The sequence below is a fragment of the Variovorax restrictus genome, from assembly GCF_051216715.1.
Classification (GTDB): Bacteria; Pseudomonadota; Gammaproteobacteria; order Burkholderiales; family Burkholderiaceae_C; genus Variovorax.
Genome location: NZ_JBPJZH010000004.1, coordinates 192,397 through 206,574, shown reverse-complemented (window position 1 = coordinate 206,574; position 14,178 = coordinate 192,397). Strand labels below are relative to the sequence as shown.

The window sequence follows — 14,178 nt, the reverse complement described above, 5'->3', positions numbered from 1 at the left end:
GCCATGAACGCGGCGCGGCTGCTGCAGCCTCTGCGGCATGTTGCCGGCCTGTTCGCGCTGGTGCTGTGCTTCTTCGGCGGCGCACACGCACAGGCGCTGCTGCCCGTGCCGGCGCTCGACGCGCGCGTGATCGACCAGACCGGCACGCTCGACGCGGCCCAGCGCCAGTCGCTCGACGCCAAGCTGGCCGCCTTCGAGCAGCAGAAGGGCAGCCAGATCGTGGTGCTGATGGTGCCGACCACGCAGCCCGAGGACATCGCCGCCTACGCCAATCGCGTGGCGAACGACTGGAAGATCGGCCGCCGCGCGGTCGGCGACGGCGTGCTGCTGATCGTCGCCAAGGACGACCGCAAGATGCGCATCGAGGTCGCGAAGACGCTCGAGGGCGCGGTGCCCGACATCGCTGCGGCGCAGATCATCGACGACGCGATGAAGCCGCGTTTTCGCGACAACGATTTCGCCGGTGGCTTGAATGCCGCCGCCGACCAGTTGATCGCGCGCATCTCCGGCGAGGCGCTGCCCCAGGTCGAGCGCCGCGACGACGCGCGCTCCGGCGGTTTCGGCTTCGACTGGGAGAGCCTCGCGATCTTCCTGTTCTTCGCAGTCGTTGTCGGTGCGCCGATCGCGCGCCGCATCTTCGGCGCCAAGCTCGCGCCCTTCGTGATGGCGCTGGGCGTCGGCGGGGTCGCCATGGCGATCACCGCGACGGTGCTGGTGGCCGCGATCGCCGGCATCGCGGCGCTGGTCGTCACGCTGATGGCAGGCGTCGGCCCGTTGGTCAGCAGCGGCCGCCGCGGCGGTGGCTTCGGCGGCGGCTGGACCACCGGCGGTGGCGGGTGGGGCGGCGGCTCGTCCTCGGGCGGCGGTTTCAGTTCCGGTGGCGGCGGCGATTTCGGAGGCGGCGGCGCCTCGGGGGACTGGTAGCCATGGCGTCATTTCTTGCCAAACTGGGCCGGCTCTGGCGCCATCGCTCGGCCGACGAGGCCGCCGTGCGGCGCGTGCTGCCGCCGGAGGTGCTGGCCCGGCTGCAGGCCCGCGTGGCCGCCAGTGAACGCCGCCACACCGGCGAGATCCGCCTGTGCATCGAGGCGGGTCTGCCCACCAGCTACCTCTGGCGCGGTGCGCCGGCGCGCGAACGGGCGATCATGCTGTTCGGCAAGCTGCGCGTCTGGGACACCGAGCAGAACAATGGCGTGCTCATCTACCTGCTGCTGGCAGAGCACGCGATCGAGATCGTGGCCGACCGCGGCATCGACCGCCATGTCGACGCCGAGGCCTGGCGCGCGATGGCGAAGCGCATGGGCGCGGCCTTCCGCGAAGGCCGCTTCGAGGACGGACTGACGCAGGCGCTGGAAGAGGTGTCGGCCCTGCAGATGGCGCACTTCCCGCGCGCCGAGGGCGAGGCCGATCGCAACGAACTGCCGGACGCGCCGGTGGTTCTCTAACGCCCGTCGAGCGGGCCGAAGTTCGACGGCGCCAGGTCGGTGTCGAAGCCCGAGTCCAGCGTCGGCATGCCGGCCCCTCTCAGGGCAGCATGAACGCTGATGGGCGCATCCATGCCGTCGTGCTTGCGCAGCAGCCGGCGGTTGATGGCGTGCGTGGCGTCGAGCTCGCGCTGCATCGCCTTGGTCACCTGCGACAGGGTGCGCAGACGGCGGTTGCTCTCGCGCACCCGGTCGCCCAACAGCCCGGCGACCGCCAGCAGCAACCGCGCCGCGACGGCCGGCTGCACCTCGACCAGCCCACGCAGCGCCTCGCGTGAGAGGATGGCCATTTTCAGGTCGGTCAGCGCCGTGCAGGTGGCCGAGCGCGGCGCGCCGTCGAGCAGGCCCATCTCGCCGATCAGGCTGCCGGCATCGATCAGCGAGATCACCACGTCTTCGCCCGGCGCGCCCGTGGTGGCCTCGGCGCGCACCTGGCCTTCGATCAGCAGCGCCATGAACTCGCTACCGTCGGTCTGGCCCTCTGCGATGAAAACGGAACCGGCCTCGACGAAGACCGGCTGCATGGCGTCGATCACGACGCCCGCGTCGTGGAGGTCCAACTCGGCAACCGGCGACGCGCGCATCAACATCAACGCGGCCTGATCGCGCAGGGGGGTGGCGGGATACCGGCGGTCGCTCATCGACCGACGCCTCCGCTGCACGCCGCCTCGGGCAGCGCCCAGACAGCGTCACCCCCGACGCCGTAGAAGCGCCGGCCGGGGGCGGCTTCCATGCGCCAGCCGCCGGTGAATTCGCCGAAGGCCGGCAGGATCGCCTGGCCGTCTTCCTGCACGAAGCAGGGCAGCCGCAGCCGGTCGCGGCCCCGCCCGTGCAGGCTGCAGACAGGGTGCAGGTGGCCGGCCAGCACGAAGTGCGTGGGATGCGTTTGCGGGTGGTGGCAGCAGGCGAAGGGGCCGAGCAGGTGCGGCTCGTCGACCACCGCGATGGCCAGCGCGGCGGGCGGGTCGCCGGCGCGGCTGTCATGGTTGCCGCGCACCAGCGTCATCTCGAGCGTCGCGTGCGTGTCGCGCCAGGCCTGCAGCGCGGCCAGCACCTGCGGCGTGCGGGCCTGGGCCGCATGCAGGAAGTCGCCGAGGAAGACCACAGCGGCCGGCACGTGTCGCGCGATCAGCGCGTCGAGCCGGTCGAGGTTCTCCTGCGTCGTGCCGCCGGGCACGGGCTGGCCCAGTGCGCGGTAGGTCGCGGCCTTGCCGATGTGCAGATCGGCGACGAAGAGCGTTCGCCGCGCGGGCCACCACAGGGCGCGTTCGGGCAGCAGTTCGAGGGATTCGCCCGTCCAGTCGACGGGGCAGGCGGTGGAAACGACGGAAGGCACCGGGAGAGTGTCCCAGAAGTCCCGGAACACCGCGAAGCCCTCAGACGATCGCGAAGTGCTCGGTGCCGGCCGAGAGGTCGGTCGAGCGGGCGCGCTGGCTGTTGAGCTTGATCTGCAGGCGCAGGTCGTTGGCGGAGTCGGCGTTGCGGATCGCGTCCTCGAAGCTGATCTGGTTGCACTCGAACAGGTCGAACAACGCCTGGTCGAAGGTCTGCATGCCGAGGTTGCGGCTCTTCTTCATGATCTCCTTGATCTCGCCGACCTCGCCCTTGAAGATCATGTCGGAGATCAGCGGCGTGTTCAGCAGGATCTCGACCGCGGCGACGCGGCCCAGGCCGTCCTGCGTGGGAATCAGCCGTTGCGACACCAGCGCGCGCAGGTTGAGCGACAGGTCCATCAGCAACTGCGTGCGGCGTTCTTCGGGGAAGAAGTTGATGATGCGGTCGAGCGCCTGGTTGGCGCTGTTGGCATGCAGCGTGGCCATGCACAGGTGACCGGTCTCGGCGAAGGCGACCGCGTGTTCCATCGTCTCGCGGTCGCGGATTTCGCCCATCAGGATCACGTCGGGCGCCTGGCGCAGCGTGTTCTTCAGCGCGGCTTCCCAGCTGTCGGTGTCGATGCCCACTTCGCGCTGGGTCACCACGCAGTTCTTGTGCGGGTGCACGAACTCGATCGGGTCTTCCACCGTGACGATGTGGCCATAGGAATTCTCGTTGCGCCAATCGACCATCGCCGCCAGCGTGGTCGACTTGCCCGAGCCCGTCGCGCCCACCAGGATGGTCAGGCCTCGCTTGGTCATCGACACGTCCTTGAGCACCTGCGGCATGTTGAGGCCGTCGATGGTCGGCAGCGTCGCGGGGATGGTCCGCAGCACCATGCCGATCTTGCCCTGCTGCACGAAGGCGTTGACGCGGAAGCGGCCGATGCCGGTGGGCGAGATCGCGAAGTTGCATTCCTTCGTGCGCTCGAACTCCGCCACCTGGCGGTCGTTCATGATCGAGCGCGTCAGCGCCACCGTGTGCTGCATGCCCAGCGACTGGCCCGAGACCTTGGTGATCTTGCCGTCGACCTTGATCGCCGGCGGGAAGTCCGCGGTGATGAACAGGTCGCTGCCGTTGCGGCTCACCATGAGCTTGAGCAGATCGTTGATGAACTGACTGGCCTGATCGCGTTCCATGATGTTTCTCGGGCTGCAGGTGGCGCTGTGCGTCAGCCTGGGAAGTTTTCGGGGGTCTTGGCCTTGCCGCGCGCTTCGGCGGCGCTGATGACGCCGCGGCGCACCAGGTCTGTCAGGTTCTGGTCGAGCGTCTGCATGCCCTGGCCGCTGCCGGTCTGGATCGACGAATACATCTGCGCCACCTTGCCCTCGCGGATCAGGTTGCGGATGGCTGAGGTGCCCAGCATGATCTCGTGCGCCGCCACGCGGCCCTGGCCGTCCTTGGTCTTGCACAGCGTCTGCGAGATCACGGCCTGCAGCGACTCCGACAGCATCGCGCGGATCATTTCCTTTTCCTCGCCCGGGAACACGTCGATGATCCGGTCGATGGTCTTGGCGGCCGACGAAGTGTGCAGCGTGCCGAACACCAGGTGCCCGGTCTCGGCGGCGGTCATCGCCAGGCGGATGGTTTCCAGGTCGCGCATTTCGCCCACGAGGATGGCGTCCGGGTCTTCGCGCAGGGCGGAGCGCAGCGCGTTGGCGAAGCTCAGCGTCATCGGACCGACCTCGCGCTGGTTGATCAGGCACTTCTTGGACTCGTGCACGAACTCGATCGGGTCTTCGACCGTCAGGATGTGGCCGTACTCGGTCTCGTTGAGGTAGTTCACCATCGCCGCCAGCGTGGTCGACTTGCCCGAGCCGGTCGGGCCGGTCACCAGCACCAGGCCGCGCGGCTTGAGCGCCAGGTCGCCGAAGATCTTGGGCGCGTTGAGCTGCTCGAGCGTGAGGATCTTCGACGGAATCGTCCGGAACACCGCGGCCGCGCCGCGCGCCTGGTTGAAGGCATTCACGCGGAAGCGCGCCAGGCCGTCGATCTCGAAGGAGAAGTCGACCTCCAGGAATTCTTCGTAGTGCTTGCGGTGCGTGTCGCTCATGATGTCGTACACCATGGCGTGCACCGCCTTGTGGTCGAGCGCATCGACATTGATGCGCCGCACGTCGCCGTGCACCCGGATCATGGGTGGCAGCCCCGACGAGAGGTGCAGGTCGGAGGCTTTGTTCTTGACGCTGAAGGCCAGCAGTTGGGTGATGTCCACGAAGATCCTCGGTGACGTTTTGATACGCTTTGGACGATTATGACGATGATTGCTGCCAACCTCCACCAAGTTCGAACACGGATCGTGACGGCATGCACGGCGGCCGACCGCGACCCGGCCGGCGTGCAACTGCTCGCTGTCTCCAAAACCTTCCCCGCCGAGGCGGTGCGCGAGGCGCTGGCCGCGGGCCAGACCGCCTTCGGCGAGAACTACGTGCAGGAAGGCGTGGCCAAGATCGAGGCCCTGGCCGACGTGCGTGCGCAGCTCGTGTGGCACTGCATCGGCCCTCTGCAGAGCAACAAGACGCGCGTGGTGGCCGAGCACTTCGACTGGGTGCACAGCATCGACCGGCTGAAGATCGCCGAGCGACTGTCGGAGCAGCGGCCGGATGCAATGCCGCCGCTGCAGGTCTGCCTGCAGATCAATGTGGACGGCGGCGCCAACAAGTCGGGCGCGTCGGCCGATGAGGCATTGGCGCTGGCGCAGGCCGTGGCGTCGTTGCCACGTTTGCGGCTGCGCGGGCTGATGGCGATCCCCGAACCGGCCGCGGATTTCGACGCGCAGCGAGCGCTGTTCCTGCGCGCGCGGGCCGTGTACGACCGCATCCGCGACAGCGGCATCGCGCTCGACACGCTGTCGCTGGGCATGAGTGCCGACCTCGAGGCGGCGATTGCGGCCGGCAGCACGATGGTGCGGGTGGGCACCGCGATCTTCGGCGGGCGCCAAAGCTGACGACGGTCTGGCGTGTGAGGCGTCTGAATTGCTTCGCCTTGAATCGCCCCGGGTGTTCGAGATACCTCTGCACCCGGAGGTCGGCAAATGAAAGCAGCCATTGCAGCGCGAGGTTTCAGGCAACCAGAGCGTAATTGAGAACCGGGTTAGTTTCTGGCCAGCATTCCCTCGATGGTTTCGGCCAGTTCCTGCGCAACGAATTTGCCCACGAAGGCATCCGCGCCGACGCCCTTGGCATGCACCTCGTTCGTCGTGCCGGTGAGCGACGAGTGGATCACCACGGGGATCGAGGCGAAGCGCGGGTCGGCCTTGATCTTGCGCGTCAGGGTGAAGCCGTCCATCTCGGGCATTTCCAGGTCCGTCAGGACCAGCGCCACCTTGTCGGCGGCCGTCTTGCCCTCGGCCTCTGCGGCATCGGCGATCGCCAGGAGCTGCTCCCACGCTTCCTTGCCGGACTTGGTCATCACGTAGGCCGCGCCCATGGCCGTGAGGCCATGCTGAATCAGCGAGCGGGCCAACATCGAATCGTCGGCCGCCAGGATCACCGAGCCGGGGCGCAGCTGAACGCGCACGTCGACCACTTCGTCCGTCGTGTCCTCGGCGGCTGGCGGCAAGACGGTGCGCAGGATCTGTTCGACGTCCAGCACCTGCGCCAGCCGTGTGTCGTGGATGTCGCCATCGAGCCGGGCGATGCTGGTGATCAGGCCGCTGGCCGATGTGCTTCCTTCGGCCGACAGCACCTGGCTCCATTCGAGTCGCACTATCTCGTCCACCTCTTCGACGGCGAAGGCCTGGGTCGTCCGGGCGTATTCGGTCACGAGCAGGATGTTGCGTCCGTTCTTCGGCACGCATCCCACGGCACTCGCCAGGTCGATCACGGGCATCAGCTGACCACGGATGTTGGTCACGCCCAGCACGTGCGGCGACGAGCCGGCGACTGCCGTGATGGTGGGCGTTACCAGAATCTCGCGCACCTTGAAAACATTAATGCCGAACAACTCGCGCCGATCCGATCTAGACGACACACCGAGCCGAAACAACAGCAGTTCTAATCTGTTGCTGCTAGTCAGGTTGGTTCGCTCATCGACTTCGTTTTGAACTGTGAGACTCATGCTGTACAACCTATTTTTTTAACTGGAACGCACTCGGCTGATTGGCACGTTTATGCCAGCCAAGCAATGCTGATCTTGAATGGTCAGAATTCAGCCAATTCTGCAGATGGAGCGCGAACAAGCTTGGCTTGGCTTCGTTTTGCGACGGGCGGATTTGGTTTGAATGGTGCGGTTTTCGGCAGCACAGCAATTGCGCGTGGTTGCGCAAGCGCAGAATTCAACTTGTGCTTGTTGGAATCGCCCAAATTGAATACTCCCACCACCTCTACGAGGTGACGAGCTTGGTCCTGAAGTGAGGCTGCCGCTGCTGCCGCCTCCTCCACAAGGGCGGCATTTTGTTGAGTAACTTGGTCCATCTGCCCGACGGCTTGATTGACCTGCTCGATGCCAATCGACTGCTCTTGACTCGCAGCAGTAATTTCTCCCATGATGTCTGTCACGCGGCGGACGCTGCCGACGACCCCCTCCATCGTGCGCCCAGCCTCGCCGACCAATTCCGTTCCCGCTCGCACCTCGTTCACCGAGGTATCGATGAGGCCCTTAATTTCCTTGGCGGCGGACGCTGAACGCTGGGCGAGGTTTCGGACCTCTGCTGCAACCACTGCGAAGCCGCGTCCCTGCTCGCCGGCTCGTGCTGCCTCGACCGCAGCGTTAAGAGCCAAGATGTTCGTCTGGAATGCGATGCCATCGATCACGGAGATGATGTCCACAATCTTGCGTGAAGACGCTTCGATGGAACTCATGGTCGCAACCACTTTCCCGACAACTTCACCACCTTGGACTGCTACCGAGGAGGCTGCCAGGGCAAGCTGATTGGCTTGACGTGCATTATCTGCATTTTGTTTTACGGTGGAAGTAAGCTCTTCCATGGATGCGGCGGTCTGTTCAAGCGAGCTTGCTTGTTCCTCTGTACGAGCCGATAGATCCTGGTTGCCCGCTGCGATTTGGCTCGATGCAGTCGAAATCGTGTCAGTGCCTGAGCGGACCTCGGTCACGATGGACACCAGCCGTTCATTCATGTTGCTCAGTGCTGACAGCAAGCGGCCAGTCTCATCATTCGAATTGGCAGTGGGCTCGCTTCTAAGATCTCCTGCGGCAACCGCCTCGGCAACGCCCAGAGCGCTTTGGAGCGGGCGAGTAATACCCACTGTCAGTCGCCACGCGATAAGGCCGCCAAGCACAATGACAACTACGGTGAGTGAAACTAAAATAGTTTGAATATTCTTTTCAAGGGCGCGCAATTCGTCTGTTGTGGTTTTTATAACGTCCTGCTGTAGCTTGAGCATCTCTTCCAATTTGGCGTCGTAGGCAGCAAGCATTGGAATAAGTTTTGTTTTTGCTGTTTCGCTTGCTTCTTCGGCGCGGCCGTCCGACTTGAGTTTGAGCAGCCCTTTGCGCAATTCAATAATTGCGGATCGATGAGTGCGGATTTCATTGCTCAACGAAACTTCTTCAGGAGACGTCAGTAGCCCGTCTAATTTGCTTTGGACTTCAGAGATCCTTTTGCTGCCGGCATCGATGGCTTCTTGAAGGTACTTCTGCAACTCGGTATTTTGGGTCACCACCAGCGCATAGGTACGAGCGCTGTTGATATTGGTGCCTTTGAGCCATTGGCTTGTAAGGCGCTCCTTTAGAAAACCCTCTTCAATCATCCGCTCTGTCGTTTGCTCAATGTGCTTCAGGCTAATGAAGCCCACGGCGGAAATGATGGCGCAAAAAGAAAGTACTGTGGCGAAGCCAAAACCGAGCCGCGTACCAATTTTCCAATTTTTCAATTTCGTTCTCTTATGTATCAACCGATCTCAGGTTGAGTTCTATGCTGAAAGCTCGCAGGCACCATCGATGCCACTTCATGTCGACTTCGACGCGCCAGAGAGCACTCAGGCGCGCAGTGTTCAAATGATAAAAGTGATATCGCATAAAATGATAGATAACGAAACATGCTGCTGGCGGAACCGCGGAATATTGCCGAATCTGGCGATTTTCAGGGAGAGACGACGCGAAAGGTCTTGGGAGGAGCTGAGCGGGGCTCCGTCCACGACGCTGGGAGCCACAAAGCCCTGCTCCTCGCGGCCGCGGGCTCAAAGCTGACGGTCTCCCGCTGGGGAAGGCGGAGCTTTCTTGCCCCGTCGATGAGGCCAGATCAGTGAGTGCGACTGCGACCCAGCTGCACCGATCGGCGTGGCTGCGCAGGCCGTCAACTTCTGACGGGATGCCAGCGCAGCATCCGTGCATCCCGACACCACGCCCGCGAGCCAGCGCGCTTTCAGTTCCCCAACGGCAGCCGCGCGCTGCTCTTGACCTCTTCCATCACCGCATAGGTCCGCGTCTCGCGCACGCCGGGCAGCTGCCACAGCACCGTGCCGGCGAATTCGCGGTAGGCCGCCATGTCGGCCATGCGGGTCTTGAGCAGGTAGTCGAAGCCGCCGGCCACCATGTGGCATTCCATGATTTCGTCGCGCACCTGTACCGCCGCCTTGAAGGCGTCGAACACGTTGGGGGTGGTGCGATCGAGCAGCACCTCGACGAAGACGGTGAATCCTCGCCCCAGCTTGTGCGGGTCGAGCCGCGCCTCGTAGCCCTGAATGAAGCCCTCGCGCGTGAGGCGCTGCACGCGCGCCAGCACGGCGGTGGGCGACAGCGCGACCGTCTCGGCCAGCTTGAGGTTCGACAGGCGGCCGTCTTCCTGAAGAACCTTCAGGATTTTCATGTCGATGCGGTCGAGTCCGGGTAATTCGATGCTCATGGCGCGCCGATTATCCGGTCGGCGGCTCGAATTTTGGTGAATAACTCGTCGGCGCCAGCGTCACGATCGCAGGCATCCCTCCTGGAGTCCTTGTCATGCGCCTGCCGATCCCCTACCGCCCCGAAGCCGACGTCGTCGCCCACCGTCTCGCCGCCCTCGACGGGGCGCTCGACTGGCACCAGGCCGCCGTGCATGCGGCACCCTGGGTCCAGGCCGTGCGAAGCAATCCGCCGCCTTTCTGGGCCATGGAAAGCCTGCTGCGCGAGTACCCGATCTCCAGCGCCGAAGGCCTGGCGCTGATGCGGCTGGCCGAGGCCCTGCTGCGTGTGCCCGACGCCGAGACGGCCATCGCGCTGACCGCCGACCAGCTCGGCCGGGCCGACTTCGACGGCGCGGCCGACTCCACGCTGGCGCGGCTGTCGTCCTCGGCCATCGCGCTGTCCAAGCGCTTCCTGCCTGAGAGCGACCACCCGCCCGGCCTGCTCGCGCGCCTGGGCTCGCGCACCGTGGTGGCTGCGACGCTGCGCGCGGTGCAGTTGCTAGGCCGCCAGTTCGTGCTCGGCCAGACCATCCGCGAAGCCATGGGCGAGGCGCGCAGCGCGCAGAAGAAGCAGCCGGCGCTGTGCTTCAGCTACGACATGCTGGGCGAGGGCGCGCGAACCGAGGCCGACGCGCAGCGCTACCTGCAGAGCTACGCCGACGCGATCCGCGCCATCGGCACCCAGTCGGACGCCGCGCGCGCGCCCGAGCACAACGACGGCATCTCGATCAAGCTGAGCGCGCTGCACCCGCGCTACGAAGACGCGCAGCACGAGCGTGTGATGGGCGAGCTGGTGCCGCGCGTGTGGCAGCTCTGCGCACTGGCGGCCGACGCCAACCTCAACCTCACGATCGATGCGGAGGAGGTCGACCGGCTCGAGCTCTCGCTGGACGTCTTCGAGGCCCTGGCGGCACGCATCGCGGCCGAGAAGCCGCAATGGCGCGGCTTCGGCCTGGCGATGCAGGCCTACCAGACGCGCGCGCTCGAACTCATCGACGAGGTCGTGGCTATCGCGCGCCGGCACGGGCTGCGGCTGATGTGCCGCCTGGTCAAGGGCGCCTACTGGGACGCCGAGATCAAGCGCGCGCAGGAGCTCGGCCTGCCGCACTACCCCGTCTTCACGCACAAGCACCACAGCGACGTGAGCTACCTCGCCTGCGCCCGCGCGATGCTGGCCGCGCCCGATGCGATCTACCCGCAGTTCGCCACGCACAACGCGGGCACGATTGCCGCGATCCTTCAGATGGCGGGTGGCACTGGCCCCCACGCTCCGCCGCTGCGCGGGTCGCTGCCCCCCGAGGGGGCGCAACCCGGCTTGGGGCGGCCCGGCGCCGGGTTCGACCAGCCCTTCGAACTCCAACGCCTGCACGGCATGGGCGAGGGCGTGTACCGCGAGGTCATGAAGGCGACGACGGCGCATGTGCGTGTGTATGCGCCGGTCGGCCAGCACAAGGACCTGCTGGCCTACCTGGTGCGCCGGCTGCTCGAGAACGGCGCCAACTCTTCCTTCGTGAACCAGCTCGGTGACGACGGCGTGCCGGTCGACCAGTTGCTGGCGTCGCCATTGCATGCCTCGCCGGTGTCGTCGCTGCCTCTGCCGCCACTGCTCTACGGGCCGGCACCCGCACGCCGCAACAGCGAAGGCCTCGACCTGGCCGTGGCCACGATGCGCGCGCCCTTGCTGTCGGCGCTGGCGAGCACGCCGGTGCCCGTGGTGCCGCTGGCGGATGCATCGCGCGCCGAGTCCGCCGTGACCCTGTCGATGCGTGCGTTGCCGACATGGCGCAGCATGCCCGTCGCCCAGCGCGCGGACATGCTGCGCGAGGCGGCCGACGCCTTGCAGGCGGAGCTCCCGCGCTTCTGCGCGCTGCTGGTGAAAGAGGCTTTCAAGACCTGGGGCGACGCCATCGCCGAGGTGCGCGAAGCGGTCGACTTCCTGCGCTACTACGCCGACGAGGCCGAGCGGATCATGCAACCCGTAGCGCTGCCGGGGCCGACGGGCGAGTCGAACGAGCTGCGCCTCGTCGCGCGCGGGCCGTGGGTCTGCATCAGCCCCTGGAACTTCCCGCTGGCGATCTTCATGGGCCAGGTCGCGGCCGCGCTCGCCACCGGCAACACGGTGCTGGCCAAGCCGGCCGAGCAGACGCCGGGTGTCGCGCTCGAGGCGGTCAAGCTGCTGCACGCGGCCGGCGTGCCCGCCGATGCATTGCAGTTGCTGCACGGTCCGGGCGAGACGGTCGGCGCCGCGCTGGTCGCCGCGCCTGGCGTGGCGGGGGTCGTTTTCACCGGCTCGACGCAGGTCGCGAAGATCATCCACCGCGCGCTGGCCGCGAAGGACGGCCCGATCGTCCCGCTCATCGCCGAGACCGGCGGCATCAACGCGATGGTGGTCGATTCGAGCGCGCTGCCCGAGCAGGTGGTCGATGCCGTGGTGCAGAGCGCCTTCCGCTCGGCCGGCCAGCGCTGTTCGGCGCTACGCCTGCTGTGCGTGCACGAGGGCATCGCCGACGGCGTGATCGAGATGCTCGGCGGAGCCGTGGCTGAACTGATTGGCGGCGACCCGGCGCTGCTGGCCACCGACGTCGGTCCGCTGATCGATGCCGAAGCCCTCGACAACGTGGCCCGCGCGGTCGACGCGCTGGCCGCGCACGGTCGCCCGATCGTCGCGTCGCCGGTCGCTGCGCCGATGGCGAATTTCATGGCGCCCCAAGCCTTCGAGGTGCCTGCCATCGAACACGTGCGCAACGAAATCTTCGGCCCGGTGCTGCAGATCGTGCGCTGGTCGGGCGACCCGGCCGCGGTGGTCGAGCGCATCAACGCGCTGGGCTACGGCCTGACCTTCGGCATCCAGACGCGCATCGACTCGCGCGCGCTGGCGATGGCCGCGCAGGCGCACATCGGCAACGTCTACGTCAACCGCAACACCATCGGTGCCGTGGTCGGCGTGCAGCCCTTCGGCGGCGAGGGCCTGAGCGGCACCGGGCCGAAGGCGGGCGGGCCGCACTACCTCTACCGCTTCTGCGCCGAGCAGACCGTCACGATCAACACCGCGGCGGCCGGCGGCAATGCGGCGCTGCTTGCCGCAACGGCATAAGGTCCTGCATCCGCCGCATGGGGAGTGGCGCGCGCGCCAGGTCGCGGCTATCGTCCGCCCAGTCCATCCAACGAGGGTCTTCCCATGAGCGAGAAACTGTCCTTTGTCCACCCCACGCCCAACAGCCCGTGGGGCACCTACCTGCAGCAGGTCGACCGCGTGGTGCCGTACCTGGGCGATCTGGCCAAGTGGGCCGAGACGCTCAAGCGCCCCAAGCGCGCGCTGATCGTCGATGTGCCGATCGAGATGGACGACGGGCGCATCGCGCACTACGAGGGTTACCGCGTGCAGCACAACCTCAGCCGCGGCCCGGGCAAGGGCGGCGTGCGCTTCCACCCGGACGTGACGCTGGAAGAGGTGATGGCGCTGTCGGCCTGGATGACGGTCAAGACCGCCGCGGTGAACCTGCCCTACGGCGGCGCCAAGGGCGGCATCCGGGTCGACCCCAAGAAGCTGTCGCTGAAGGAACTGGAGAAGGTCACGCGCCGCTACACCAGCGAGATCGGCATCATCATCGGCCCGCAGCAGGACATCCCGGCACCCGACGTGAACACCAACGGCCAGATCATGGCCTGGATGATGGACACCTATTCGATGAACGTCGGCGGCACGGCCACCGGCGTGGTCACCGGCAAGCCGCTGCACCTGGGCGGCTCCCTCGGCCGCGTGAAGGCCACGGGCCGCGGCGTGTTCGTCACGGGCCGGGAGGCGGCGCGCCGGCTCGGGCTGGACCTGCGCGGCGCGCGTGTCGCGGTGCAGGGCTTCGGCAACGTGGGGTCGGTCGCGGCAGAACTGTTTGCCGAGGCGGGCGCGAAGATCGTCGCGGTGCAGGACCACACCGGCACGGTCGTCAACGAGAACGGGCTCGACCTCGAGAAGCTGATCCCGATCTCGCGCACGCCCGCCGGCGCGGCGGGGTTCGAGGGTGGCGACAAGGTGCCCAACGAGCAGTTCTGGGACGTGGCCTGCGACATCCTGATTCCCGCCGCGCTCGAAGGCCAGATCACCGCCGAGCGCGCCAAGAAGACCAAGGCGCGGCTGGTGCTGGAAGGCGCCAACGGCCCGACCGTGCCGGAAGCCGACGACATCCTGGCCGAGCGCGGCGTGCTGGTGGTGCCCGACGTGATCTGCAACGCCGGTGGCGTGACGGTGTCGTACTTCGAATGGGTGCAGGACTTCTCGTCCTTCTTCTGGGACGAGGACGAGATCAATGTGCGGCTCGACCGCATCATGATGAACGCACTCAACCAGATCTGGGACACGGCCGACAAGCACAAGATCTCGCTGCGCACCGCCACCTATGCGGTGGCCTGCGAACGGATCCTGATGGCGCGGCAGGAACGCGGCCTCTACCCTTGATGCCGTCATGATCGAGACGGCG

Annotated in this window: 12 protein-coding genes; 5 read left to right on the top strand and 7 right to left on the bottom strand. The window is 66.4% G+C overall.

Going from position 1 to position 14,178, the window contains the following annotated elements:
* The first annotated feature begins 3 nt into the window (after nt 1-3).
* Nucleotides 4-924: a TPM domain-containing protein gene (locus ACSFA0_RS21985; RefSeq protein WP_435452399.1), complete on the top strand. Its 921-nt coding sequence runs from the start codon at nt 4-6 to the stop codon at nt 922-924.
* A 2-nt stretch (nt 925-926) separates the two neighbouring features.
* Nucleotides 927-1,445 carry a TPM domain-containing protein gene (locus ACSFA0_RS21980; protein WP_435452398.1) on the top strand — a complete coding sequence of 173 codons (519 nt, stop codon included), beginning with the start codon at nt 927-929 and terminating at the stop codon, nt 1,443-1,445.
* On the opposite strand, the gene ACSFA0_RS21975 is transcribed toward ACSFA0_RS21980, so the two are convergent.
* From ACSFA0_RS21975 to ACSFA0_RS21960, 4 genes are read right to left on the bottom strand one after another with little or no spacing between them, the layout of a single operon-like run.
* Entirely contained in the window at nt 1,442-2,125 is a 684-nt protein-coding gene (locus ACSFA0_RS21975) for a cyclic nucleotide-binding domain-containing protein (protein ID WP_435452397.1), read from the bottom strand. The two genes, ACSFA0_RS21980 and ACSFA0_RS21975, sit on opposite strands and share 4 nt — an antisense overlap.
* Nucleotides 2,122-2,820, bottom strand: coding sequence for a ligase-associated DNA damage response endonuclease PdeM (gene pdeM / locus ACSFA0_RS21970; protein WP_435452396.1), 699 nt, complete (start codon nt 2,818-2,820; stop codon nt 2,122-2,124). Before pdeM ends, ACSFA0_RS21975 begins: the two co-directional genes overlap by 4 nt.
* A 40-nt stretch (nt 2,821-2,860) precedes the next feature.
* The gene (locus ACSFA0_RS21965; protein WP_435452395.1) at nt 2,861-3,997 is read right to left on the bottom strand and encodes a PilT/PilU family type 4a pilus ATPase; all 1,137 of its coding nucleotides are present in this window, start codon (nt 3,995-3,997) and stop codon (nt 2,861-2,863) included.
* 32 nt (nt 3,998-4,029) lie between these two features.
* On the bottom strand, nt 4,030-5,073 hold the full coding sequence (locus ACSFA0_RS21960; protein WP_286647022.1) for a type IV pilus twitching motility protein PilT: 1,044 nt from the start codon (nt 5,071-5,073) through the stop codon (nt 4,030-4,032).
* A gap of 39 nt (nt 5,074-5,112) precedes the next feature.
* Between ACSFA0_RS21960 and ACSFA0_RS21955 the strand changes: the two genes are divergently transcribed.
* Nucleotides 5,113-5,805: a YggS family pyridoxal phosphate-dependent enzyme gene (locus ACSFA0_RS21955; RefSeq protein ID WP_435452394.1), complete on the top strand. Its 693-nt coding sequence runs from the start codon at nt 5,113-5,115 to the stop codon at nt 5,803-5,805.
* A gap of 146 nt (nt 5,806-5,951) precedes the next feature.
* Here the strand turns inward: ACSFA0_RS21955 and ACSFA0_RS21950 are convergent, their stop codons facing one another.
* The 3 genes from ACSFA0_RS21950 to ACSFA0_RS21940 form a co-directional block, all read right to left on the bottom strand.
* Complete coding sequence (locus ACSFA0_RS21950; protein ID WP_435452393.1) at nt 5,952-6,917, bottom strand: chemotaxis protein; 966 nt, start codon at nt 6,915-6,917, stop codon at nt 5,952-5,954.
* 83 nt (nt 6,918-7,000) lie between these two features.
* Entirely contained in the window at nt 7,001-8,692 is a 1,692-nt protein-coding gene (locus tag ACSFA0_RS21945; RefSeq protein ID WP_435452392.1) for a methyl-accepting chemotaxis protein, read from the bottom strand.
* A 491-nt stretch (nt 8,693-9,183) separates the two neighbouring features.
* Complete coding sequence (locus ACSFA0_RS21940) at nt 9,184-9,663, bottom strand: Lrp/AsnC ligand binding domain-containing protein (protein WP_435452391.1); 480 nt, start codon at nt 9,661-9,663, stop codon at nt 9,184-9,186.
* A 95-nt stretch (nt 9,664-9,758) separates the two neighbouring features.
* On the opposite strand from ACSFA0_RS21940, the gene ACSFA0_RS21935 reads away from it, so the two are divergent.
* Nucleotides 9,759-12,797 carry an L-glutamate gamma-semialdehyde dehydrogenase gene (locus tag ACSFA0_RS21935; protein ID WP_435452390.1) on the top strand — a complete coding sequence of 1,013 codons (3,039 nt, stop codon included), beginning with the start codon at nt 9,759-9,761 and terminating at the stop codon, nt 12,795-12,797.
* A gap of 84 nt (nt 12,798-12,881) precedes the next feature.
* The gene (locus ACSFA0_RS21930; protein WP_435452389.1) at nt 12,882-14,156 is read left to right on the top strand and encodes a Glu/Leu/Phe/Val family dehydrogenase; all 1,275 of its coding nucleotides are present in this window, start codon (nt 12,882-12,884) and stop codon (nt 14,154-14,156) included.
* Nucleotides 14,157-14,178: the final 22 nt, after the last annotated feature.

Excerpts from the sequence above, each read along its gene's own strand:
- ACSFA0_RS21940 (WP_435452391.1), bottom strand. The coding sequence starts at position 9,663 with ATGAGCATCGAATTACCCGGACTCGACCGCATCGACATGAAAATCCTG.
- ACSFA0_RS21965 (WP_435452395.1), bottom strand. The coding sequence starts at position 3,997 with ATGGAACGCGATCAGGCCAGTCAGTTCATCAACGATCTGCTCAAGCTC.
- ACSFA0_RS21985 (WP_435452399.1), top strand. The coding sequence starts at position 4 with ATGAACGCGGCGCGGCTGCTGCAGCCTCTGCGGCATGTTGCCGGCCTG.
- ACSFA0_RS21975 (WP_435452397.1), bottom strand. The coding sequence starts at position 2,125 with ATGAGCGACCGCCGGTATCCCGCCACCCCCCTGCGCGATCAGGCCGCG.
- ACSFA0_RS21930 (WP_435452389.1), top strand. The coding sequence starts at position 12,882 with ATGAGCGAGAAACTGTCCTTTGTCCACCCCACGCCCAACAGCCCGTGG.
- ACSFA0_RS21955 (WP_435452394.1), top strand. The coding sequence starts at position 5,113 with ATGACGATGATTGCTGCCAACCTCCACCAAGTTCGAACACGGATCGTG.
- ACSFA0_RS21935 (WP_435452390.1), top strand. The coding sequence starts at position 9,759 with ATGCGCCTGCCGATCCCCTACCGCCCCGAAGCCGACGTCGTCGCCCAC.
- ACSFA0_RS21950 (WP_435452393.1), bottom strand. The coding sequence starts at position 6,917 with ATGAGTCTCACAGTTCAAAACGAAGTCGATGAGCGAACCAACCTGACT.
- ACSFA0_RS21980 (WP_435452398.1), top strand. The coding sequence starts at position 927 with ATGGCGTCATTTCTTGCCAAACTGGGCCGGCTCTGGCGCCATCGCTCG.